We start from the raw sequence: 24,525 nt of genomic DNA on the forward strand, positions 1-24,525 counted from the left end.
CTGAAAGATATTGTGCTGATGATAATCTAAAAAATTATCATTTAACTTATCTTTGGAAAAACTGTAGAATTTCAAAAATTACTACAGACCTTGAATTTTACTTATCATTTCAATGATTTAGATTGCTTACATTTTGTTTTGATAAGTTTTACGGTAATCTCCAGGAGAAAGTCCAGTCCTTTGTTTAAAAATTTTAGTAAAGTAAGAATAATTATCATACCCTACTTGACAAGATACTTGTGATATCGAGATATTGGTTTGAGATAGGAGAGATTTAGCAGCATTAATGCGCTTATCCGTTATATATTTAACAAGAGTTTCTCCAGTTTCTTTTTTAAAAATTCTAGCTAAATGATCTGCACTGAGGTAAACCATATCTGCTAATATAGAACGATTTATATCCTCATAGTAGTGATGATCTATGTATTCGACAATGCGTTGAATACTATTTTTCTGGTTTTCAATGTTTGTTGCAAATTTCTTAGCATGTGACCAGTAATAATCAAAGTAATCCTGAAAAGATTCAATTGAATGAAAGCGTCGTTGGAATAAGAAATCATGAGTGCTGTTTTGGAACAATTTATGTGCCGAAATTCCTTTTTGATCTAGATATATTCCTATTTGTTGAGTCCAATCTAGTAAAATTTGTTGTAGTGTGAAAGTAGGAATTTGAGAATTATAAGCAAGTGAATTAATTTTTTCTCTTAATTCGTATTCACTTAAGGTATCTAAAAAAGTAATTGAAAGAGTTTCTGTTTTAAAAGAAGTTGGAAAACTATGTGGAACACATATAATAGTATTCCAATAAGCGATATACTGTTCATTATAAGTGTAGAGTTCTTTAGTATGAAATAAAATATCGGATATTTTATGGCAACTCTTATATATAATGTTGGAGCATTTACTAAAGTTATTAGAAATTTGAGAATGAATCTCACATGCTAATTTGTCACTACGTTTTGATGAGTCTACTCTAAAAAGACAAACATATTGATCAACCTGGCTTTCCATCTTAAACAAACTTATCAGTTTATAAGAAGGTTGTGAAATTCTTTGAAGTTCTCTTTTTAGTTGAGAAGTCCATGATGGAGTTTCTATAGAATAATCTTCTTCATTAAGATTAATTGTTAAAACTGCAAGGAAAAAATACTGGTGTTTTTTAAGAATAAAATCTTGTTTGCTCGCTATGTTTTCTAGTTCATCAATGCGAGAAATTTGAGGTTTTCTAAGGTAATCATACCAGAAATTATCTTCTATTTGTAAAAGCGAATCATTTTTTCCATTTAAGTTATGATTCTCAATTTTACTAATGGCTTTTTGAATAATAAATTCTAATTTTTCAAAGTTAATGGGTTTTAGATAGTATTCGAAGCTTTGCAATTCAATTGCTTTTTGAGCATAGTTGAAGTCGGCGTAATTAGTTAAAAAAATTGTTTTTATATCATATTTTTCATTTCTAATCCAAGATAAGAGTTCGAGGCCGCTGCCTTGAGGCATTTCTATATCGCTTATCATGAGATTAATAGGATGCTCTCTAATAATATTTTGAGCTTGAGTGAGGCTATAGGCAACATAAACAATGTCAATGTGTAGTTTATCCCAATTTATTTTCTCTCGTAAAGCCTCAATGATAAAGCGATCGTCATCAACTAATAAAATGTTCATTATAACCTCCGTCTATAATCTTGTATGGAATGAGTAAAAGAATTTTAGCTCCACCTTCTTCATTATTTTCAAATGTAATAGTATAGTCGTTGGGATAGAGAAGATTTAAACGTTCGATGGTGTTTGTGATCCCGATATGATGTCCATCTTCTGTTATTAGAGACTGTTTCTGATTTAGTTTTGATAAAATTTCTTCAGAGAAACCTGGACCATTATCCTCGATACAAATCTGAATATAATCTGAGTTCTCAGTTTTTACTTTTTTTATCGATAGCAAAATTGTAAATAAATCCTGAAATGAAAAACCGTGTTTGATTGTGTTTTCAATAAATGTTTGTAACAGTAACGATGGAACAAGAGTATTTTGTAGGTCATCATTGTAGTCTAGTGAAAAGTAGATGCTATTTCCATATCGAATTCGTTGTATTTCTAAATAATCTCTAATATGCTGAACTTCATCTTTAAGTTCTGAAAAATCTTGATTAGCCATAAATAAATGACGGAGATAATTTGAAGTTAGGATAGTTAACTCTTCAATTTCCTTATAGTTTTTTGTTTGAAGCATACTATGAATCATTGATAACATATTTAAGTAGAAATGCGGACGAATTTGGTTCTTAAGATAATTAAGTTCTATCTTCTTAAGTTCTAGTTGTGAATGGTATTCCCGTATTTTTAATTCTTGCATGTCAAATATTACTTTATTAAGTTTATCATTTGCCTTATCAATTTCTAGTATACCTTCAGATATAAAAAATTCAGAAGGGGGGATGGAGCCCCCAAATTGAGAGAGCCGTTCAGTGAGTCTTGTTATAGGTTTAATCATCCACTGACGAATATACAGGATAATGATGATTGATAAAATTGTGATAATGATAGGAACGGCTGATAAAAATACTTCTAAGAGTGTGATATTTCTAAAGACTTCGGCATAATCGACTAAAACATAAATATCGAAGGGTAAATGCGTTTTTTCATTTTGGGCATGAATTAGGTAATTAGCGGACGGTATATTGTTAGGCTCTTTTAGGGAGAGTTTGCCATTATTACCAATATTAAGTTTATTGAGAGGTTTTAGGATATCTTCTGAAGATATGACGGCATAAATGATTTTTCCTTCGTAATGAACAGATTTAACTAAGTATTCGCTGTTTTTAGTAGTTACATTTTTCCATTTACGGTCACTTATATCACTACGCAATGATTTTAGATTTGATTTTAACAGTAGATAATCTTCATATGGAATATAAAGATTGGAGACATTTATAAAATGATCAGTACTATCGGTTTCTAATAAGAATGTCATATGAGTTTCATTTTGATATTCAAACTCTGTAAAGCTAGTTTGAACTTTTTTAAGATTTTCTTGATACTCAAGAAACGTTTGTACATGATTTAATTTCTCTAAAGATTCATTATGCGTTATTGTTGAGTACATAAAGCGTTCTACAGAATGCAATTTCTCATTAACAGAATCAGCATAAATTTCAATTGAACTACGTAGGTGTACTATATTTTGGTTTTTAATAAAATTTCTGGTTATGTTACTCATAGCAATATTGATTAAAATATTTATCAATAGTAGTACAAGTAGGAGTTTAAAGAAAAAATGAATGGAATGTTTTTTTGATAAGTCGTGATTTAATTTCATATACTAGTCTCCTATTAAAATTATAGCACTTTGAAAATATGATATCATGTAACAAAACAGATATGTTTTATCAAGATGTCGGAAAAGTAATAGTTTTTAAAATTAAAAAACTGAAAAATTGATAAACCTAGTCCAAAAAGTTATATTAAGGGAATTCTATATGGTGTAAAATAATCGTAGAAAAACAAATAGGAGGAAAAAAATGAAAGTAGCATCTCAACTTCATAAAATAAAATTAAAGCATAGTATTCCGTTATATATATTACTTTTTCCTTCAATATTGCTATTAATTTTATTTTCCTATATTCCCATGTTGGGATTAATTATTGCATTTAAAGACTATTCACCAGCCAATGGTATCTTTGCTAGTCAGTGGGTAGGGTTTAAGTACTTTACTCAATTTTTCTCATCATTCCAATTCGGGACAACTATGTTCAATACATTAAAAATTTCACTTTATAGTATTGTAGTAGGATTCCCCTTACCTATTATACTAGCTATCATTAGTAATCAGTTAAGAGTTGGGAAATTTAGAAAAATATTTCAAGTGACAACTTACTTACCCCATTTTATCTCTACAATGGTTATGTGTGGGATGATTATCTTATTTTTATCTCCTACTAGCGGTTTGTTAGCGAATGTATTTAAGTCTGTTGGAATTACTATTCCAGATTTTTTATCAAAACCTACTAATTTTGCAGGTGTGTATGTTTGGAGTGATGTATGGCAACATATAGGTTGGGATAGTATTATTTATCTAGCAGCCCTTTCTGCAATTGATCCTACATATTATGAGGCTGCAACTATGGATGGTGCCTCTAGATTACAAAAAATTCGGCATATAGAATTACCATTACTTTTGCCGACTGCTATGATTTTACTAATATTAAGAGCAGGTAGTTTATTAAGTGTAGGGTTTGAGAAAGTGTTACTATTACAGAATCCTCTTAATTTAGCAGGAAGTGAGATAATTTCGACCTATGTTTATAAAGTTGGTATGGTGAACTTTCAGTATAGTTATTCGACAGCTATAGGGTTATTTAACACCGTAGTCAATCTAATAATTTTGTTATCTGTTAACTGGTTCTCAAAAAGATATACTAGAACGGGTCTTTTTTAAAGGAAGGAGTGCTTAAAGTGAGATGGTTTCATAAATCAAGAAAAACAAACTCTGAATTATTATTTGATATAGTTACCTATGGTTTAGCAATTTTCCTTATCTTGTTAATTGTTTATCCGTTATGGTTTGTAGTGATTGCATCTTTTAGCAATCCTTCAGATGTTTCAAATGGGAAGGTATGGTTTATTCCTAGAGAATGGAAATTAGATGGATATTTACGTCTTATTCAACAACCTTTATTTTTGCGTAGCTATCTAAATACCATTTTATATACTGTTGTTGGTACCTTAGTTGCTTTAGTAGTCAATATTCCAGCTGGTTATGCTTTATCTAGAAAAGAATTAGTTGGTAGAAAGTGGATGAGCATTCTATACATTATTCCTATGTTTGTATCAGGTGGCTTGATTCCTACCTACTTAACAGTAAAGAATGTAGGCTTGATTGATACATTTTGGGTAATGGTAATACCTTTTGCAGTTTCATCATACAATATTATTGTTGCTAGAACTTTCTTTAATAATAGTATTCCAGACGGGATGTGGGAGGCTGCGCAAATTGATGGCTGTGGTACAATTCGTTATTTTATTAAAATAGTTGTTCCGTTATCAAAAGCTATTATAGCAGTTATTGGACTTTGGACTGCAGTTGGTATTTGGAATTCGTGGTTTAATGCTTTAATTTATTTAACGAATGAAAATTTACAGCCATTGCAATTAATTTTACGACGTTTACTAATTAGTAATCAAATGTTACAATCGCAAGCAACAGGAGAAGTGGCATCAGATCTTCGTATCAAGGCTGATATGATGAAATATGCAGCAATTGTTATTTCAACCGCTCCGATTATGTTGTTGTATCCCTTTGTTCAAAAATATTTTAATCAAGGCGTAATGATTGGCGCGTTGAAAGAATAGGAGAAAAACATGAAAAATAAATCATTTACATATTTGTTCTTAGGAACAGTTACACTTGCTGGCTTAACAGCCTGTGCAAATTCTAATAATGCGAATAAGGACGATAAGTCTGGAGAAGATTCTTATAAAATCACAACTGTTCGTTGGTCTGACTGGGGGGAAGATTATCATAAAGGTTTTCTAACAGATTCTGCCAAGGAAGCAGGTATTGATGTTAAATGGGATACACTTGTAGCTGCAGATTGGGCAGATAAGAAATCTGTGTTGGTTGCTAGTGGAGATTTACCAGATGCATTTTTAGGTTCAAATGCTTTTACAGATTCAGAAATTGCTCAGAACCAATCTTTATTTATTCCATTGGAAGATTTAATCAAAGAAAACATGCCAAATTTAACTAAGGCTATGGAGAAAGAACCTAAGATTAAAGCTATGATTACTTCACCAGATGGTCATATCTACAGTCTGCCTAAAAAATTACCGATGCGCCCTACGGTAGCTAATCAGCTATTTATTAATAAAAAGTGGCTGGATAATTTAGGATTAAAGGTTCCAGAAACTTATGATGATTTAGTAAAAGTACTACAAGAATTTAAGGATAAAGATGCGAACGGAAATGGAGACGCTTCTGATGAAATTCCATTCGGAGCAGGAAACTTTGATCCAACATTCTCATATATTCTACCGTTCAATAATCGTTTAGGTGCAGATAATACGTATGAAATGTCTGTAAAAGATGGAAAACCAGTCTACCTTCGTACAGAGGAAAGTTATAAACAAGGGATTGCAGCAATGCACGAATCTTATAAAAAAGGTTTGATTGACCCGGAAATCTTTACAGAAGATACCTCTATGAGTGTAGCAAAACGTATGGATAAGGGAGTATCTAGAGTAGGTGTTTCTAGTGGTTGGACAGCAGATGCAACGTTTGGCTTACATTCAAGTGAGTATATTGCTCTACCTGCTTTAAAAGGTATGGATGGAAAACAATATGTCTTTTCTGATCCAGATCATTACAACTATGGTCGAAATGAAATATTGATTACAAATAAGAGCAAAAACCCTGCTAAATTATTGAAATGGTTGGATAAATTATATACAGATGAAGCAAGTATTCAGAATTTTTATGGATCATTTGGAATAGCTACTGAAAAGAATGGTGATAAGTTTAAAGTGTTACCTCCTAAAGATGGTAAATCAGCCGACGAGTATGCATGGATCAATTCACTTCGAGATTTTGGACCTAAATACGTAAGCGATGATATCAATAGTCGCGTAGAAATCGATCAAACACAAGGTGATGGATTGAAATTGAAGATGGACCAAGATTTGAAACAATTTGCGTTGCCAGCTTACCCTAATGTTATCTATTCACAAGAAGAGCTTAACAAATTATCATCAATCTATGTGAGTATTGAATCTTATGTCAAACAACAAGCATCTAAATGGGTAGTTGAAGGTGGCATAGAAAAAGAATGGGACTCATACAAAGAAACTCTTAAGAATATGGGATTGGACGAATTTATGAAGATTCAACAGGAAGCATATAATCGTTACCAAAAAGAAGTCAAAGAGTAATATTTTATATGAACTCTTGGTTGTATAAACAAGGGACTAGCTAATTACAGGAAGCGAGACTGATAACATCAAATTATCTCGCTTCCTTTATTCTAATTTTTAAAGAAATTTGGAAATGTTTTTTAAATAATTTAGGTAATATTTTTGTGCAACTGACATTCTAAAATATAGAGTTAAGACGATTGATTTTATGGAGAATATATTATGCAAAAATTATTTTCATTAGATGGAAAAGTGGTTAGAATTTTAACTTTTTTGACAGATTTAATTATTTTAAATACTCTATTTATTGTTAGTTGTATTCCAATAGTTACAATTGGGGCATCACTAACTTCTCTTACGACAATGTGGTATCGTATTTTAAAAGGTAAAGATACCGATATTGCTTATCATTATTTTCGGATCTTTAGACAAAATTTAAAACAATCAACCTTTATTTGGTTGTTTATCCTCCTAATAGAATTACTTTTATATGTGAACTATTGTCTTTGGGGCTATTCAAGTTTATTTTCAGAGTATAGTTTATTGTTAGTGTTGCCCTTTTTATTTGTTATAATACTTTTTATGAGTGTTGTTTTTCCCTATATTGGTCTATTTAAAGATAATCTAAAAAATAGTATTGTAAATAGCGTATTAATTTGTATTTTAAATCCAATGCAAGCTATCATTTTGGTTTTATTTAATATTTCTGTACTGTATATGAGTTTTAGTAGTCCAGAACGAGTTTTAACAGCTATTTACGTATTTACATTTGGAGGATTTGCTTTTTGTGGATTGATGAATGTAACGATAACAAATAAAATGTTTGATAAGGTAAAGAAATTTACTAAAAGGAGGACAACAAATTGAAAATTTTTAAGGGAGAGTTTTATCGAATCTCTGTATTAACAGACAAGCTAGTAAGGTTAGAATACTCTCAAACTGGAAGTTTTGAGGATAGAACGACACAACTTATCTACAATAGAGATTTTGGCCAAGTTTCGTTAGATTATATCGAGACATCAAACGTACTAGATATTATGACGGACTATTTTCATCTGCACTTTAATAAAGGAGAATTTAACGCCGAAAATTTATTTATAGAATTAAAAGGAAATTTTGCCGTATATGGTAGTCGCTGGTATTTTGGTGAGTCTATTGAAACGTTAAAAGGAACAGCTCGGACTCTGGATAAGGCAGATGGAGCAATCTCGTTAGAAGATGGAATTATTAGCCGAAATGGTATAGCCTTATTGGATGATTCTCAAGGATTTATTTGGGATGAACAGTCTGGTTATATTGAGAGAGAAAATCAAATTGACCTGTATTTCTTTGCCTATGGGCATGATTATAGGGGAGCAATCAGAGACTTTTACCATTTGACTGGATCAACACCTTTGTTACCAAGATATGCTTTAGGTAATTGGTGGAGTAGGTATTGGCCTTATACGTCGGATGAATATTTGAATTTAATAGACAGATTTAAAACAGAGAAAATTCCATTATCTATCGGTGTTTTAGATATGGATTGGCATATAACTGACATTCCATCTCGTTTTGGAAGTGGCTGGACAGGATATAGCTGGAATAAAAACTTAATACCTAATCCAGAACAGTTATTGCAAGAACTTCATGATAGGAAGTTAAAACTTTCCTTAAATGTCCATCCTGCTGATGGTATACGGGCTTATGAAGAAGCTTACCCGCGAGTCGCCAAACGATTAGGGTTAAATGTAGAATTAGAAGAACCTGCCATTTTTGATTTTTTTAATCCCTCTTTTAGGGAAGCCTACTTTAAAGATGTTCATTATGAGCTAGAAAAGCAGGGAGTAGATTTTTGGTGGATTGACTGGCAACAAGGGACACAAGGTATGTTGGATCCACTATGGCTTTTAAACCATTATCACTATCAGGATAGTTGTAAAAATTCGGAAGGTGGCTTGATTTTATCAAGGTATGCAGGTCCTGGAAGTCACCGCTATCCTGTTGGTTTTTCAGGTGACACCATTATTAGTTGGAATTCGTTAAGATTTCAACCTTATTTTACAGCGACAGCATCTAATATCGGTTATAGTTGGTGGAGTCATGATATCGGTGGACACATGTTGGGGGATTATGACGAAGAGTTACAAACTAGATGGCTACAGTTTGGTGTTTTTAGTCCGATTACTCGATTACATAGTTCTAGAAGTCCCTTTAATAGTAAAGAACCTTGGTTTTTTTCAGAAACAACATCTAAGATTATGAAGAAATACCTTCGTTTGAGACATCAGATGATTCCATATCTATACACTATGAATGTAAAGACACATGAAGAAGGTGCCCCATTAATTAGTCCAATGTATTATTTCTACCCAGAGAATGATGAGAGCTATAATGTTCCAAATCAATACTTTTTTGGAACAGAACTGATGGTGGCTCCCATTGTAGAAAAGATGGATTTGGCATTCCAATCTGCAAAAGTAGATGTTTGGTTCCCTGAAGGTGAATGGTATGACTTCTTTTCAGAGAAAAAATATACAGGTGGTGTGAAGTTAAGTGTTTATAGGGATATTTCGGCTATACCTGTGTTTGCAAAAAGTGGTGCAATCATTCCCTTGGTTGGTTCTGAGATAGATATGGGTGTTGATTTACCTGAAGTTATAGATTGGTATGTATTCCCAGGCAAACAACATTCTTTTGAAATGATTGAAGATCAAAATGGTCAAAGATATAAAACAAGATTATCGATTGATTGGGAAAAGGGAATGGTAGAGTTAGCATTACAAGGAGATTCTAGTATCGTTCCAAGTAATAGAAGACATAGAATCCATTTTAAAGGAACGAATGTGTCTATAATTGAATTGCCAAATAAGAATGATACAGCTAGATTTGAATGCAAAGAAAATAAAATGCCATCTCTAAATGATGAAGTTTTTAGACTACTAAAGACGGCTTCTCTTCCATATGAATTAAAAGATAGATTGTTAAATCAATTCATCAATGCGAAAAACTCTCATGAGTTAATGAATATCTTGCATCATCAGGATAAGGAATTGAGAGGGCGTTTGTTGGAAGTGATATTTACTAATGAAAACTAATTGAGACATTTCGTACACAATTTCTATTATTTAATGTGTAACAGTTTTACATCTCTATGCTTATTGGCTTGTATTTTAGTAATTACAAGTTTGGCATAGGGATGTTTTTTGTTTACTGAAGAGGAGAGGATAAGATAAGTAAGTTTCAAGTTTTGAAATATTTTTTAAACTAAACAAGAGCAAATTTTTAAAGGTGATTTCTCAAAGTAACTTCCACTTGCCTGACCGAAGTGGAAGTTAGTCTGAAATGGATTTTTATGATGGAATTAAGTATGAGACGTGTGATTTTTTCAGAAAATTTTCTAAAACAAACAGGATTTGTTTGAAAATTCTGTAAAATGAATTATTATATCGCTAAAGGAGAATATATATGGAAAAACAGAAAACATTTTTTGGACATCCTATGGGCTTGTCCACCCTCTTCTTTACAGAAATGTGGGAACGCTTTTCTTACTATGGGATGCGAGCTATCCTACTTTACTATATGTACTATAGTGTGCAAGATGGTGGATTGGGAATGGATAAGACCACAGCTGCATCGGTTATGGCTATTTATGGCTCGCTGGTATTTTTGTCCTCGGTTATCGGTGGTTTTGTCAGTGACCGTATTTTAGGAGGTCGTAAGACTGTCTTTTACGGTGGGATTCTGATTATGCTAGGGCATATTGCTTTGGCAACACCTTTTGGACAAGTGGCTCTCTATCTTTCTATTGCCTTGATTATCTTTGGAACTGGATTTTTAAAACCCAATATCTCAGATATGGTGGGTGGGATTTATGAGAAAGAGGATGATAGACGTGATGCAGGTTTTAGTATCTTTGTCTTTGGTATTAACTTAGGTGCCTTCGTTGCCCCTTATTTAGTAGGTTATCTAGGTCAGGAAGTCAATTTCCATCTAGGTTTCTCATTAGCTGCCATTGGGATGTTCTTTGGTCTGGTGAAGTATGTTTTAGATGGGAAGAAATATCTGCCTGAAGCAAGTCTTTACCCCACTGATCCACTTTCACAGAAGGACCAGCAGACCTTGATTAAACGCTTGCTACTTACACTTGTCATGATTATCCTGGTGATTATAGGCTTAGTCTTTACTCACCAATTTAACGTGGATATGATTGTTAATATCTTTACAGTGATTGCGGTAATCATTCCAATCTACTATTTCTTCAAAATTTTATCTAGTCAGAAAATAACTGCTACTGAGAGATCCCGAGTATTTGCCTACATTCCTTTATTTATCGCTGGAGTACTCTTCTGGTCTATTGAGGAGCAGGGGTCTGTTGTTCTCGCTCTATTTGCGGATGATCAAACTCGACTTTACTTTAATGTATTTGGGAATCAGATTCATTTCCCATCTAGCTTTTTCCAAAGTATTAATCCACTTTTCATTATGATTTATGTGCCGATTTTTGCATGGTTGTGGGGGAAAATGGGTAAAAAGCAACCGTCCTCTTCTAAGAAATTTGCTTACGGTTTATTAGCAGCAGGTCTATCCTTCTTGTGGATGATGTTACCAGGAATGCTCTTTGGGACAGATGTTAAGGTCAGTCCTTTCTGGTTGATTATGAGTTGGGCTATTGTGATTGTGGGGGAAATGTTGATTTCGCCTATTGGTCTATCAGTCACTACTAAGCTAGCACCAAAATCCTTCCAAGCACAAATGATGTCTATCTGGTTCTTGAGTAATGCAGCTGCCCAAGCTATCAATGCTCAAATTGTAAAATTTTATACAAACGAAACTGAAGTCGCTTACTATGGAATTGTTGGAGGAATTACGATTGTATTCAGTATTATCTTATTCTTCTACGTTCCACGTATTGAAAAACTAATGTCTGGTATCAAATAGAGAAAAACTGGAATTTCTGTAGGGATTTTAAAAGTTAGATCAATTATTTATTCAAAGGATTTAGTTCTGTATTGTATAGGGCTAGGTCCTTTTAGTTTGATTAATACTCTTCGAAAATCAAATTCAAACCGCGTCAACGTCGCCTTGCTGTACTCAAGTACAGCCTGCGGCTAGTTTCCTAGTTTGCTCTTTGATTTTCATTGAGTATAAAACTCACGATGTTTCTGATTTTCCTAGTGGACATTTGTCTACTTTTTTTATATAATAAAACTAAACCATATTGGTTGAGTTTTGAAAGTATGGATTCAAGCATCGATTAGTCTTTCTAAGGGAGATAATGTCCATTAAAGCATCATAATAGGAGGTGAAGTATGTATCAGCCAGAGAAATTGAAGGCTCGGAGGAAAGAGTTAAAACTGACACAGAAGGAAATTGCAGAGCAACTTGGGATTAGTTTCCAAGCTTACTCAGCTTGGGAACGTGGAATCAAAGAACCGTCTAAGGAGAAGGTAGCCCAGCTAGAGAATATTTTAAAAGTACCAAAAGGATATTTTACTCAGATCGAGATTGTCCGTCTCTACCATAGCCTCTCTAAGCAAGGTCAGGAGAAGGTTGTTCTCTATGCTCGCAACCTATCTCAAGAGGAGCAAGCCCAGAAAGTGACAGCTATGCCAGAGCGCCTCTACGAGTACCGTGTTTATGAACGCATGTCAGCAGGGATTGGGGCTTCGGTCTACGATGATCAGAATTTTGATACGGTTTACTTTAATGAGGAGTTGGCTCATGATTTTGCGTCATGGGTGTCTGGGGACTCCATGGAACCTAAATACCAAAATGGTTCAGTAGCTCTGATTAGAGAGACAGGATTTGACTATGATGGAGCGGTTTATGCAGTGGTTTGCAACAACCAGACCTATATCAAACGGGTCTATCGAGAGGAGAATGGATTGCGTCTGGTCTCTATCAATCCTACATACCAGGATATTTTCATCTCCTATGAGGAAGATCCTCGGATTGTTGGCATTATCGTTGGGAATTTTGTGCCGATGGAGGGCTAGTCAATGGGCTACTTTGATTATTCCAGAGAGCCCAAAAGTGACATTGCTTTTGTCGATATGAAATCCTTTTATGCCAGTGTTGAGTGCGTGAAAAGGGGCTTGCATCCGCTGAAGACTTCGCTTTGTGTCATGAGTCGCGCGGATAATTCAACTGGTCTTATCCTAGCCTCCTCTCCCCTGTTTAAGAAGATTTTTGGCAAGTCAAATGTTGGTCGGGCCTATGATTTGCCTTTTGATATCAAAACGCGAAAATTTTCCTATTACAATGCTCGAAAGCAAGGGCTACCGACTGACTCGGACTATGTTCGCTACATCGAAGATTGGGCTCAAGTGACCTTGATTGTGCCACCCAGGATGGATGAGTACATCGCAGTCAATATGGAAATCCAGCGAATCTTTCAAAACTATGGTAGTCCAGATGATATTTATCCCTACTCTATCGATGAGGGCTTTATTGATCTGACTAGTTCGCTCAACTATTTCATCCCAGACAAGAATCTCTCTCGCAAAGACAAGCTGGATATGCTTTCTGCTTGCATCCAGAGGGATATTTGGAGGCAGACAGGAATCTACTCTACAGTGGGTATGTCCAATGCCAATCCCTTACTGGCCAAGTTGGCTCTGGATAATGAGGCCAAGCACACTCCGACCATGAGGGCCAACTGGTCTTACCAGGATGTGGAAGAGAAGGTCTGGTCCATTCCCAAGATGACCGACTTTTGGGGAATTGGCAGGCGGATGGAGAAACGCTTGCATGCTCTGGGGATTTTTTCCATCAAGGAATTGGCAACCAGCAATCCAGACCAGTTAAAGAAAGCTCTGGGTCAGGCTGGTCTGCGTTTGTGGTTTCATGCCAATGGGATTGATGAGAGCAATGTTCATAAGCCCTATAAAGCCAAATCCAAGGGCTTGGGGAATTCTCAAATCTTGCCGAGAGACTACGTGAAGCTACGGGATATTGAAATTATTCTTCGAGAAATGGCGGAGCAGGTGGCTATTAGATTGAGAAGGTCTGGCAAGAAAACAACCCTTGTCTCTATCTATGTCGGTTTCTCTAAACAGGAAGTTAGACCGTCTATTCACACACAAATGAAGGTCGAACCTACTAATAATACCGCTGTCTTAATAGATTATGTTTTGAAGTTATTTCATAACAAATACACTTCTGGAGCAGTCAGAAGCGTCGGAGTTAACTATTCAGGATTTGTGGATGAGTCCTTTAGCTTGATTTCCCTCTTTGATGATGTTGACAAGTTAGAAAAAGAAGAAAGGCTCCAGATGGCTATTGACTCCATTCGGGAAGAATTTGGTTTTACTTCTCTCTTAAAAGCCAACGCACTGGAAGAAGCCTCTCGTAGTCTTGCTAGAAGCAAGCTGATTGGGGGCCATTCTGCTGGAGGATTAGATGAATTAAAATGATTGATCGTTCTTATTTACCCTTTCAATCCGCGCGAGATTATCAAGATCCAGGTATGCAGAAGTGGATGGGATTTTACCTCTCAGAACACACCAGTTCGCTCAGTGAAGAAAAAAGCCGTGTTGATTTTTCGACGGATTTGACTCCAGATGAGAAGTTGCACTTGCTTTCTCAGCTTTATGTTGGCCAACTTAAGGGAAGTTTTGTGGTAAAGGAAAAGAAGCAGAAAATCACCATCATCGGTGTGGTGAGAGAGTTATCACCTCAGACTCTATCTATTAGGACAAACGAGGGATATAGGTTGATAGAGGTTGCAGATATCCTAGAAATTCGGCTGTGGGAGGAGGGAGTTTATGACTAGAAAAGAGCTGTATGAAAACAAACTGCAGATGGATTATTTTTCAGATAACTATATTCATTTTGAAGAGGATTTTCAAAAATACTCTGCCATGAACGTACCCTTGACTTTCTTGATTGATGACATTCTACGAACCATGGCGATGAATCAGAAAAACTACTTTGTCTTAAACAAGGAAAATGCCAAGGATGGGCGGGAGCATAGCTTTTATTTTAGGGTGGTAACGGAAAAAGCGTGTCCTAGAAATAGGACCTATACATATTCAGGAGTCAAGAATAGCAGTCAGTAGTGCCTTGTCTGCTATGAATGTATCATTTTTACAACACTTCATGGTTCATATCATGGGGTGTTTTCCTATTCAAGTCAAAGCCCATCAAAAAATCCCACTATTCTTAGGCTAAAGGAGAACTAATAATAGTGAGATTGTGAAATTATAGTAGGTTTTGTATCGCCTCTTCAATTTGTTTTGGGTCTGTTTTTGAAGAGAAGCGTTCAAAGACCTGACCATCACGACCGATAAGAAACTTAGCGAAATTCCATTCGATTCGTTTTCCCAGTGGGCCAGATTTTTGTTCTTTCAACCAAACATAGAGAGGATCTGCTTCCTTACCGTTGACCTTTATCTTGGCAAAACGTGGGAAGGTGGTCTGATAATGTAGGCTACAGAAGGTGTTGATTTCCTCTGCTCTGCCTGGTGCTTGTCCCATAAACTGATTGCAAGGGAAGTCTAAAATCTCAAAACCTTGTTCTTGATAGCGATCATAGAGTTCTTGAAGTCCTTGGTACTGGGGCGTTAAACCACATCCAGTAGCAGTGTTGACAACCAAGAGAACCTTACCACGATAGGTCTCTAGTGGAGTTTCTTGATGGTCTTGGTTCAAGACTGAAAAATCGTATAGTGAAGTCATTGCTTGCTTTTCTCCTTCTGTTTGGTATTTTTAGGAGGTTTCTCCTCCTGTAGGGATAGAAATCCGTAGGTCAGAGTTCCAAAAATGCTACCTATAATGAGGCCATACATCAGGAAAGGAACACTTTTATCGAATTGCATGAGCAACTTCACAAAATCTGAAAGGGACATCTGCTGAACGAAGACTTTATGAAAGATGAGTAAGGTAAAGAGGCCGATCTGAATAACGATAAACACAATCCAGCTTCGGAATTTGATTTGGGCTTTGCTGTAGGTTTTGAGGATGATTTCTGATTTGTCATCCTTTTCAAGATGAAGCTCTTGGACGGCTTTTTGAGCTTTTATACTCATGAACAAAATGAGTCCAAAATAGATGTAGGGCATAACATTTCGAACAATTTCTATAAAGCTTCCGAACAAAATATAGAATAGGAAGAGAATGAAGGAAGAGTAAAAGATTTGGATCATGGAACGGGCGCAAGCCTTGTAGATAACCTCTTGACGGCATTCATCAAAAGGCCCTTGGATATGAAAGAAATTTCGAAGTAGGCGAGTTGTTAAGTCTTCTTTTTTCATGGGTGATTTCTCCTAAATGAACGATGTTATTTTGTTTCTTTTACGAATTGATAGAGATAATAAAGATAAGTAATAGAAGAAAGGATAGCGATAGTTAGCAGTATATAATATTTCCAATTGATTGAAATGAGCGTCAGTTGTGGTAAGGATAGAATCATAAAGAATAGTGCTAAGTTGAGTATGCGCGTTTTTTGGGAGTCAATCTTTAGATAAGTCAATCCTTTGTTGAGTGCTGGAACAAAGACTGGAAGGAAGACTATATCGTAGATTGGCAAGTTCCCTGAAACGATGATGAAGATGAGCAGAGAACTGAACAAAAGATGATAGGTAAGTAAAGTTACTAGTGATTTCATAGGGCACCTCCTAATCCTCATCTTGCTCTTCTTTAGTTTTTGCAATGCGACGGGAAATGAGGAACTGTATGCTCGCTCCGAAGAAGATAGAACCGAGAATGCTTGATACACCATTTCTTATAGTGAGAAGAGAATTAAAATAGTCCGGACTTTCACCTATGAGTATACTGAGAAGAGGAGTTATAAAAAACATCCATAGACCAAAGAACAAACCTGCTTTAAGACCTGGGTAGTATAGTTGCTGGCTTTCTTTCTCATTCAGCATATCTGGATCAATAGCTGTAATCCCTGTTTTTTTCATTTGGTAGGTGACATAGCCAGCAGCGATGAGGGCAATCACTAGAATCAGAGGAGGATAGATTAGAGCCACTTCTTGAGGGTATTTATAGGCCAGAAGGAGCGGAATAAGATTTCCGAAAATCATCAGATAAAAGAGGATGATAAAGACTTGGTTCCCAATACGATCGGCCTCACGCCGTTTGTATTCGTCAAGGGGACCAGAAATACCGTATGTGCGTTTGATGAGTTTTTCAGTGAAGGTTTCTTTTTTCATGAGTTGGCTCCTTTTTTAAAAATTATCCTCCCAAAAGAGACTATTGAGGTCAGTTTGGAGGCTGCGGGCGAGATTGAGACAGAGTTCCAGGGTTGGATTGTACTTGTCGTTTTCAATCATATTGATGGTTTGTCTCGAAACACCGATATCCTTGGCGAGTTCGAGCTGGGAAATACCCAATTCCTTGCGAAATTCTTTCACACGATTCATCTGGACTCCTTTCTGAATTGTGTCGTATATATTTGACTATATTATATTCTTCTATAGAGCGGATGTCAAGCATATTTGACATATTTCTTAAAGAAATCTTACTTTTTTTGACCTATTTGTCTGACTAGTGCAAGCTAGTCGGATTTGTGGTAAAATAGATAAGATATGACAAAAGAATTTCATCATGTAACGGTCTTACTCCACGAAACGATTGATATGCTCGACGTAAAGCCTGACGGTATCTACGTTGATGCGACTTTGGGTGGAGCGGGCCATAGCGAATATTTATTAAGTAAATTGAGTGAAAAAGGCCATCTCTATGCCTTTGACCAGGACCAGAATGCCATTGACAATGCGCAAAAACGCTTGGCACCCTATATCGAAAAAGGGATGGTGACTTTTATAAAGGATAACTTCCGTCATTTACAGGCACGTTTGCGCGAAGCTGGTGTTCAGGAAATTGATGGAATTTGTTATGACTTGGGAGTATCTAGTCCTCAATTGGATCAGCGTGAGCGTGGTTTTTCTTATAAAAAGGATGCACCACTAGACATGCGCATGAATCAGGATGCTAGTCTGACAGCCTATGAAGTGGTGAACCACTATGACTATCATGACTTGGTTCGTATTTTCTTCAAGTATGGCGAGGACAAATTCTCTAAACAGATAGCGCGTAAGATTGAACAGGTACGTGAAGTCAAGCCAATCGAGACAACGACTGAGCTGGCAGAAATTATCAAGTCAGCCAAGCCTGCCAAGGAACTCAAGAAGAAGGGGCATCCTGCCAAGCAGATTTTCCAGGCTATTCGAATTGAAGTTAATGATGAACTGGGAGCGGCAGATGAGTCCATCCAGCAGGCCATGGACATGTTGGCTCTGGATGGTAGAATTTCAGTGATTACCTTTCATTCCTTGGAAGACCGCTTGACCAAGCAGTTGTTTAAGGAGGCTTCAACAGTGGAAGTCCCCAAAGGCTTGCCTTTCATCCCAGATGATCTCAAGCCCAAGATGGAATTGGTATCCCGTAAGCCAATCTTGCCAAGCGCAGAAGAATTAGAAGCCAATAACCGCTCGCACTCAGCCAAGTTGCGCGTGGCCAGAAAAATTCACAAGTAAGAGGAAAAAATGGTAGATAAGAAAGAAACAACCAGTCAATTCTTGCAGAATCGTATAAAAAAATTCTCACGTGTGGAGAAGGCTTTTTATCTTTCCATCGCTTTTACGGCTCTCGTTTTAGCAGTGAGCATTATCTTTATGCAGACACGACTCTTGCAAGTGCAAAGTGATTTGACAAAAATAAATGCGCAGATAGAGGAGAAGAAGACAGAGCTCGATGATGCTAAGCAGGAAGTGAATGAATTGATTCGTTCAGAGCGCTTGAAAGAAATTGCAGATAAAAAAGATTTGAAATTGAATAATGAAAATATCCGAACAGCGGAGTAAGATATGAAGTGGACAGAAAAAATAACCCGATTTGCGATAAAAAATCGTAAGTCTCCAGCAAAAAACCGTAGGATAGTTGGCAAGTACCTCAGCTTTGTAGCGGTTGCCCTTTTTGGTCTCTTTTTGGCCAATTTTGCTTATATTATCGCAAAAGGTAATATATTTGGTACTGACTTGGTAAAAGAAGCTAAGAAGGTTCACCAAACAACTCGAACAGTACCTGCTAAACGCGGAACTATCTATGACCGAAATGGAGTGCCTATCGCTGAAGATGCAACCTCTTATAACGTCTATGCTGTTATTGATAAAAAATACAAGTCAGCAACGGGTAAAATTCTTTATGTAGAGGATTCGCAGTTTAATAAGGTAGCTGAAATCTTCCATAAGTATTTGGATATGGATGAAGCTTATGTGAAAGAGCAACTGGCTCAACCAAACCTGACTCAAGTTTCCTTTGGAGCAAAAGGAAATGGGATTACCTATGCCAATATGATGGCTATTAAAAAAGATTTGAAAGATGCTAGTGTGGAAGGGATTGACTTTACAACTAGCCCTAACAGAAGCTATCCAAATGGACAATTTGCTTCTAGTTTTATTGGGTTAGCTCAACTCCATGAAAATGAGGATGGCAGTAAGAGTTTATTAGGAACTTTTGGTCTGGAGAGTTCGTTAAATACCATTCTTGCTGGGACAGACGGTATTATTACCTATGAAAAAGACCGTGTAGGAAATATCGTACCAGGAACAGAACAGGTGTCGCAACAAACTGTGGATGGCAAGGATGTTTATACAACATTGTCTAGCCCGCTCCAATCTTTCATGGAAACTCAGATGGATGCCTTTCTAGAAAAAGTAAAAGGTAAGTATATGACCGCGACCTTGGTCAGTGCCAAGACCGGTGAAATCCTCGCTACCACCCAACGCCCTACCTTTAATGCAGACACTAAAGAAGGAATCACTAAAGACTTTGTCTGGCGTGATATTCTTTATCAAAGTAACTATGAACCAGGATCAACTATGAAGGTCATGACGCTAGCAGCAGCTATTGATAATAATACTTTCCCAGGTGGAGAATACTTCAATAGCAGTGAATTAAAAATAGCGGATGTAACGATTCGAGATTGGGATGTTAATGATGGTTTGACTACTGGTGGGATGATGACTTTCTTACAAGGTTTCGCTCTCTCCAGTAATGTTGGAATGAGTCTTCTTGAACAAAAAATGGGAGATGCTACTTGGTTGGATTATCTAAACCGCTTTAAATTTGGGGTCCCAACTCGCTTTGGTTTGACAGATGAATACGCTGGTCAACTTCCAGCTGATAATATTGTCAATATTGCTCAAAGCTCATTTGGGCAAGGGATTTCTGTAACGCAGACCCAGATGCTACGTGCTTTTACAGCCATTGCCAACGATGGCGTCATGCTAGAGCCTAAATTTATTACGGCCTTGTATGATCCAAATGATCAAACCGTTCGTAAATCTCAAAAAGAAATTGTAGGAAATCCCGTTTCGAAAGATGCAGCTAGCCAAACTCGTACTCATATGGTCTTAGTAGGAACAGACCCTAGATATGGAACCATGTATAACCATAGTACAGGAAAAGCAACTGTCAATGTTCCAGGTCAAAATGTAGCCCTCAAGTCTGGTACAGCCCAAATCGCTGACGAGAAAAATGGAGGCTACTTGGTTGGTTCTACCAACTACATTTTCTCGGTTGTGGCTATGAACCCTGCTGAAAATCCTGATTTTATCTTGTATGTAACGGTTCAACAGCCTGAACATTATTCAGGTATCCAGTTGGGAGAATTTGCCAACCCAATCTTGGAGCGGGCTTCAGCTATGAAAGAATCTCTCAATCTTCAATCTCCAGCCAAGAATTTAGATAAAGTTACGACAGAGTCTTCTTATGCAATGCCTAGCATCAAGGATATTTCACCTGGTGAGTTGGCGGAAGCCTTACGCCGAAATATTGTGCAACCAATCGTTGTAGGTACTGGAACAAAGATTAAAGAGACTTCTGTAGAAGAAGGGACCAATCTTGCACCAAACCGACAAGTTCTCCTTTTATCGGATAAGGTAGAAGAAATTCCAGACATGTATGGCTGGAAAAAAGAAACTGCTGAGACCTTTGCTAAATGGTTGGATATCGAGCTGGAATTTGAAGGGTCAGGTTCTGTTGTACAGAAGCAAGATGTTCGGACTAATACAGCTATCAAAAACATTAAAAAAATTAAATTAACTTTAGGAGACTAATATGTTTATTTCTATTAGTGCTGGAATTGTGACATTTTTACTAACTTTAGTAGGAATTCCGGCCTTTATCCAATTTTATAGAAAGGCGCAAATTACAGGCCAGCAGATGCATGAGGATGTTAAACAGCACCAGGCAAAAGCTGGGACTCCTACAATGGGAGGTTTGGTTTTCTTAATTGCTTCTGTTTTAGTTGCCTTCTTTCTTGCCCTATTTAGTAACCAACTCAGCAATAATGTGGGAATGATTTTGTTCATCTTGGTTCTTTATGGTTTAATCGGATTTTTAGATGACTTCCTCAAGGTCTTCCGCAAAATCAATGAGGGGCTAAATCCCAAGCAGAAATTGGCTCTTCAGCTTCTAGGTGGTGTCATTTTTTACCTTTTCTATGAGCGCGGTGGCGATATGCTTTCAGTCTTTGGTTACCAAGTGCATCTAGGGATTTTCTATATTGTCTTCGCCCTTTTCTGGCTAGTTGGTTTTTCAAACGCAGTCAACTTGACAGACGGAATTGATGGTCTGGCTAGTATTTCAGTCGTGATTAGTTTGTCTGCATATGGAGTTATTGCCTATGTGCAAGGTCAGATGGATATTCTTCTGGTGATTCTAGCCATGATTGGTGGCTTGCTCGGCTTCTTCGTCTTTAATCATAAGCCTGCCAAGGTCTTTATGGGGGATGTGGGAAGTTTGGCTCTCGGTGGAATGTTGGCAGCTATCTCTATGGCTCTCCACCAAGAATGGACTCTCTTGATTATCGGAATTATTTATGTCTTTGAAACAACTTCAGTCATGATGCAAGTCGGCTATTTCAAACTGACTGGTGGTAAACGTATTTTCCGTATGACACCTGTCCATCACCATTTTGAGCTTGGAGGATTGTCTGGTAAAGGAAATCCTTGGAGCGAGTGGAAGGTCGACTTCTTCTTTTGGGGAGTGGGACTTCTAGCAAGTCTCCTGACCCTAGCAATTTTGTATTTGATGTAAGAATAGCACCCTGATATTTCAGGGTGTTTTTGCATTCTAAAAAATATTGGTCAATTAAAGTCAAATCTCTTGACCTTTTCTGACTAATGTAGTATATTATGAACGTAAGGTAAATGAAAGCCTTACTAGAACACTTATACTTAATGAAAATCAAAGAGTAAACTAGGAAGCTAGCGCAGGTTGCTCAAAACACTGTTCTGAGGTTGCAGATAGAGCTGACGTTGTTTGAAGAGATTTTCGAAGAGTATTATTTAAAGTAAAATAGAAAGAGGTGGGGTCTATGTTTAATCTAGAAATCTTTAGAAGTAAAGATAGTCTACTCCTGCTTGAAAAAGAAAAACCAGAAATAGTACGTAGAGTAGCGATTTAGCTAGTCTAAATTTTTTAAAGAAAAAGTCAAAGATAGTCAATATCAGTAATAATAAATAACAAAAAGAGGTAAAGAATATGAACAACAACTTTAATAATTTTAACAACATGGATGATTTATTTAACCAATTGATGGGTGGTATGCGTGGATATAGTTCAGAAAACCGTCGTTACTTGATTAACGGCCGTGAAGTAACGCCTGAAGAGTTCGCTCACTATCGTGCAACGGGTCAATTGCCAGGAAATGCAGAAGCTGATGGACAAATGAAACAACAGTCTTCAGGTATGAAACAAGACGGTGTCCTTGCAAAACTAGGTCGAAACTTGACTGCAGAAGCACGTGAAGGTAAGTTAGATCCGGTTATTGGACGTAATAAAGAAATCCAAGAAACTTCTGAAATTCTTTCTCGTCGCACAAAGAATAATCCAGTTCTCGTCGGTGATGCTGGTGTTGGTAAAACTGCAGTAGTAGAAGGATTGGCCCAAGCTATCGTGAACGGCGACGTTCCTGCAGCAATCAAGAACAAAGAGATCATTTCTATTGATATTTCTGGACTTGAAGCTGGTACTCAATACCGTGGTAGCTTTGAAGAAAACATTCAAAACTTGGTAAACGAAGTCAAAGAAGCTGGAAATATTATCCTCTTCTTCGACGAAATTCACCAAATTCTTGGTGCTGGTAGCACAGGTGATGGTCAAGGATCTAAAGGTCTTGCTGATATCTTGAAACCAGCTCTTTCACGTGGAGAATTGACAGTGATTGGCGCAACTACTCAAGATGAATACCGTAATACTATCTTGAAAAATGCAGCCCTTGCTCGTCGTTTCAACGAAGTGAAGGTTAATGCTCCATCAGCAGAGGATACTTTTAAAATCCTTCAAGGAATTCGTGATCTCTATCAACAACACCACAATGTTATTTTGCCAGATGAAGTCTTAAAAGCTGCCGTTGATTATTCTGTTCAGTATATTCCTCAACGTAGCTTGCCAGATAAGGCTATCGACCTTGTCGATGTTACGGCGGCTCACTTGGCAGCTCAGCATCCAGTAACAGATGTTCATGCTGTTGAACGTGAAATTGAGGTAGAAAAAGACAAGCAAGAAAAAGCAGTTGAGGCAGAAGATTTTGAAGCAGCTCTAAACTATAAAACACGCATTGCAGAATTGGAAAAGAAAATCGAAAACCATACAGAAGATATGAAGGTGACTGCAAGTGTCAACGATGTGGCTGAATCTGTGGAACGAATGACGGGTATCCCAGTGTCACAAATGGGAGCATCAGACATCGAACGTTTGAAAGATATGGCTCATCGTCTGCAAGACAAGGTGATTGGCCAAGACAAGGCAGTTGAAGCTGTAGCTCGTGCCATCCGTCGTAACCGTGCTGGTTTCGATGAAGGCAATCGCCCAATCGGTAGCTTCCTCTTTGTAGGTCCAACTGGGGTTGGTAAGACTGAACTTGCTAAACAATTGGCGCTAGATATGTTTGGAACCAAGGACGCAATCATTCGTTTGGATATGTCTGAATACAGTGACCGCACAGCCGTTTCTAAGCTAATTGGTACAACAGCAGGATATGTGGGTTATGATGACAATAGCAATACCTTAACAGAACGTGTGCGTCGCAATCCTTATTCTATCATTCTCTTGGACGAGATTGAAAAGGCTGATCCTCAAGTGATCACTCTTCTCCTCCAAGTCTTGGATGACGGTCGTTTGACAGATGGTCAAGGAAATACGGTGAACTTCAAGAACACTGTTATTATCGCAACATCAAATGCTGGATTTGGCTATGAAGCCAACTTGACAGAAGATGCGGACAAACCAGAATTGATGGACCGTTTGAAACCATTCTTCCGTCCAGAATTCCTCAACCGCTTTAACGCAGTTATCGAGTTCTCACACTTGACGAAGGACGATCTTTCTAAGATTGTAGATTTGATGTTGGCTGAAGTTAACCAAACCTTGGCTAAGAAAGACATTGATTTGGTAGTCAGTCAAGCAGCTAAAGACTATATCACAGAAGAAGGCTATGACGAAGTCATGGGTGTTCGTCCACTCCGTCGGGTAGTTGAACAACAAATCCGTGACAAAGTGACAGACTTCCACTTGGATCATCTAGATGCCAAACATCTGGAAGCAGATATGGAAGATGGTGGTTTAGTTATTCGTGAAAAAGCCTAACTCAAGATTTTGAGAATAAAAAAGAAGGAACC

The 24,525-nt window shown here is 36.9% G+C and carries 22 protein-coding genes; 15 read left to right on the forward strand and 7 right to left on the reverse strand.

All coding sequences use genetic code 11. From position 1 onward, the window contains the following. Positions 1–126 precede the first annotated feature (126 nt). Both ACLNCP_RS04305 and ACLNCP_RS04310 read right to left on the reverse strand, forming a co-directional pair. A complete protein-coding gene (locus ACLNCP_RS04305; protein ID WP_261016378.1) occupies positions 127–1,665 on the reverse strand; it encodes a response regulator transcription factor in 1,539 nt (512 codons plus the stop codon). Continuing rightward, a complete protein-coding gene (locus tag ACLNCP_RS04310) occupies positions 1,646–3,316 on the reverse strand; it encodes a sensor histidine kinase (RefSeq protein ID WP_261053368.1) in 1,671 nt (556 codons plus the stop codon). Before ACLNCP_RS04310 ends, ACLNCP_RS04305 begins: the two co-directional genes overlap by 20 nt. A gap of 202 nt (positions 3,317–3,518) precedes the next feature. On the opposite strand from ACLNCP_RS04310, the gene ACLNCP_RS04315 reads away from it, so the two are divergent. From ACLNCP_RS04315 to ACLNCP_RS04360, 10 genes are all read left to right on the forward strand, one after another. Then, on the forward strand, positions 3,519–4,436 hold the full coding sequence (locus tag ACLNCP_RS04315; RefSeq protein ID WP_000861541.1) for an ABC transporter permease: 918 nt from the start codon (positions 3,519–3,521) through the stop codon (positions 4,434–4,436). Positions 4,437–4,453: 17 nt separating this feature from the next. Beyond that, positions 4,454–5,350, forward strand: coding sequence for a carbohydrate ABC transporter permease (locus ACLNCP_RS04320; protein ID WP_424844078.1), 897 nt, complete (start codon positions 4,454–4,456; stop codon positions 5,348–5,350). A 9-nt stretch (positions 5,351–5,359) separates the two neighbouring features. Then, a complete protein-coding gene (locus tag ACLNCP_RS04325) occupies positions 5,360–6,925 on the forward strand; it encodes a sugar ABC transporter substrate-binding protein (RefSeq protein ID WP_424844079.1) in 1,566 nt (521 codons plus the stop codon). Between the two features lie 204 nt (positions 6,926–7,129). Further along, positions 7,130–7,774 (forward strand): DUF624 domain-containing protein, encoded by a 645-nt coding sequence (locus ACLNCP_RS04330; RefSeq protein ID WP_424844080.1) that lies wholly within the window; start codon positions 7,130–7,132, stop codon positions 7,772–7,774. Beyond that, positions 7,771–9,984 (forward strand): TIM-barrel domain-containing protein, encoded by a 2,214-nt coding sequence (locus tag ACLNCP_RS04335; protein ID WP_424844081.1) that lies wholly within the window; start codon positions 7,771–7,773, stop codon positions 9,982–9,984. The genes ACLNCP_RS04330 and ACLNCP_RS04335 overlap by 4 nt, the downstream gene beginning before the upstream one ends. 433 nt (positions 9,985–10,417) lie before the next feature. After that, a complete protein-coding gene (locus ACLNCP_RS04340; protein WP_424844098.1) occupies positions 10,418–11,827 on the forward strand; it encodes a peptide MFS transporter in 1,410 nt (469 codons plus the stop codon). A 371-nt stretch (positions 11,828–12,198) separates the two neighbouring features. After that, positions 12,199–12,885, forward strand: a complete 687-nt coding sequence (locus tag ACLNCP_RS04345; RefSeq protein ID WP_261053364.1) for an XRE family transcriptional regulator — start codon at positions 12,199–12,201, stop codon at positions 12,883–12,885. 3 nt (positions 12,886–12,888) lie between these two features. Further along, the gene (locus tag ACLNCP_RS04350) at positions 12,889–14,304 is read left to right on the forward strand and encodes a Y-family DNA polymerase (RefSeq protein ID WP_000540268.1); all 1,416 of its coding nucleotides are present in this window, start codon (positions 12,889–12,891) and stop codon (positions 14,302–14,304) included. Continuing rightward, positions 14,301–14,663, forward strand: coding sequence for a hypothetical protein (locus ACLNCP_RS04355; RefSeq protein WP_000567217.1), 363 nt, complete (start codon positions 14,301–14,303; stop codon positions 14,661–14,663). The genes ACLNCP_RS04350 and ACLNCP_RS04355 overlap by 4 nt, the downstream gene beginning before the upstream one ends. After that, positions 14,656–14,949, forward strand: coding sequence for a DUF5960 family protein (locus ACLNCP_RS04360; RefSeq protein WP_000196991.1), 294 nt, complete (start codon positions 14,656–14,658; stop codon positions 14,947–14,949). The genes ACLNCP_RS04355 and ACLNCP_RS04360 overlap by 8 nt, the downstream gene beginning before the upstream one ends. A 142-nt stretch (positions 14,950–15,091) precedes the next feature. Here ACLNCP_RS04360 and ACLNCP_RS04365 read toward each other — a convergent pair whose 3' ends face one another. From ACLNCP_RS04365 to ACLNCP_RS04385, 5 genes are read right to left on the reverse strand one after another with little or no spacing between them, the layout of a single operon-like run. Beyond that, positions 15,092–15,568 (reverse strand): glutathione peroxidase, encoded by a 477-nt coding sequence (locus tag ACLNCP_RS04365; protein ID WP_084888155.1) that lies wholly within the window; start codon positions 15,566–15,568, stop codon positions 15,092–15,094. After that, the gene (locus tag ACLNCP_RS04370) at positions 15,565–16,143 is read right to left on the reverse strand and encodes a DUF3278 domain-containing protein (RefSeq protein WP_261095711.1); all 579 of its coding nucleotides are present in this window, start codon (positions 16,141–16,143) and stop codon (positions 15,565–15,567) included. The genes ACLNCP_RS04365 and ACLNCP_RS04370 overlap by 4 nt, the downstream gene beginning before the upstream one ends. A 26-nt stretch (positions 16,144–16,169) precedes the next feature. Then, positions 16,170–16,496 carry a hypothetical protein gene (locus ACLNCP_RS04375; RefSeq protein ID WP_023946653.1) on the reverse strand — a complete coding sequence of 109 codons (327 nt, stop codon included), beginning with the start codon at positions 16,494–16,496 and terminating at the stop codon, positions 16,170–16,172. Between the two features lie 10 nt (positions 16,497–16,506). Further along, complete coding sequence (locus ACLNCP_RS04380) at positions 16,507–17,049, reverse strand: DUF3278 domain-containing protein (RefSeq protein WP_261240851.1); 543 nt, start codon at positions 17,047–17,049, stop codon at positions 16,507–16,509. A 15-nt stretch (positions 17,050–17,064) separates the two neighbouring features. Next, on the reverse strand, positions 17,065–17,259 hold the full coding sequence (locus ACLNCP_RS04385) for a helix-turn-helix transcriptional regulator (RefSeq protein ID WP_001082471.1): 195 nt from the start codon (positions 17,257–17,259) through the stop codon (positions 17,065–17,067). Between the two features lie 165 nt (positions 17,260–17,424). Between ACLNCP_RS04385 and rsmH the strand changes: the two genes are divergently transcribed. The 5 genes from rsmH (at position 17,425) to ACLNCP_RS04410 (ending at position 24,493) form a co-directional block, all read left to right on the forward strand. Next, positions 17,425–18,375: a 16S rRNA (cytosine(1402)-N(4))-methyltransferase RsmH gene (gene rsmH / locus ACLNCP_RS04390; protein ID WP_054362533.1), complete on the forward strand. Its 951-nt coding sequence runs from the start codon at positions 17,425–17,427 to the stop codon at positions 18,373–18,375. A 9-nt stretch (positions 18,376–18,384) separates the two neighbouring features. Further along, positions 18,385–18,702 (forward strand): cell division protein FtsL, encoded by a 318-nt coding sequence (gene ftsL, locus ACLNCP_RS04395; protein ID WP_000227824.1) that lies wholly within the window; start codon positions 18,385–18,387, stop codon positions 18,700–18,702. 3 nt (positions 18,703–18,705) lie between these two features. Further along, positions 18,706–20,958 (forward strand): penicillin-binding protein PBP2X, encoded by a 2,253-nt coding sequence (gene pbp2x / locus ACLNCP_RS04400; protein WP_424844082.1) that lies wholly within the window; start codon positions 18,706–18,708, stop codon positions 20,956–20,958. 1 nt (position 20,959) lies between these two features. Next, complete coding sequence (gene mraY / locus ACLNCP_RS04405; protein ID WP_070528730.1) at positions 20,960–21,940, forward strand: phospho-N-acetylmuramoyl-pentapeptide-transferase; 981 nt, start codon at positions 20,960–20,962, stop codon at positions 21,938–21,940. Between the two features lie 447 nt (positions 21,941–22,387). Next, positions 22,388–24,493 (forward strand): ATP-dependent Clp protease ATP-binding subunit, encoded by a 2,106-nt coding sequence (locus tag ACLNCP_RS04410; protein ID WP_261066940.1) that lies wholly within the window; start codon positions 22,388–22,390, stop codon positions 24,491–24,493. Positions 24,494–24,525 lie beyond the last annotated feature (32 nt).

This window comes from Streptococcus sp. CL6.35, from assembly GCF_049737915.1.
Lineage (GTDB): Bacteria > Bacillota > Bacilli > Lactobacillales > Streptococcaceae > Streptococcus.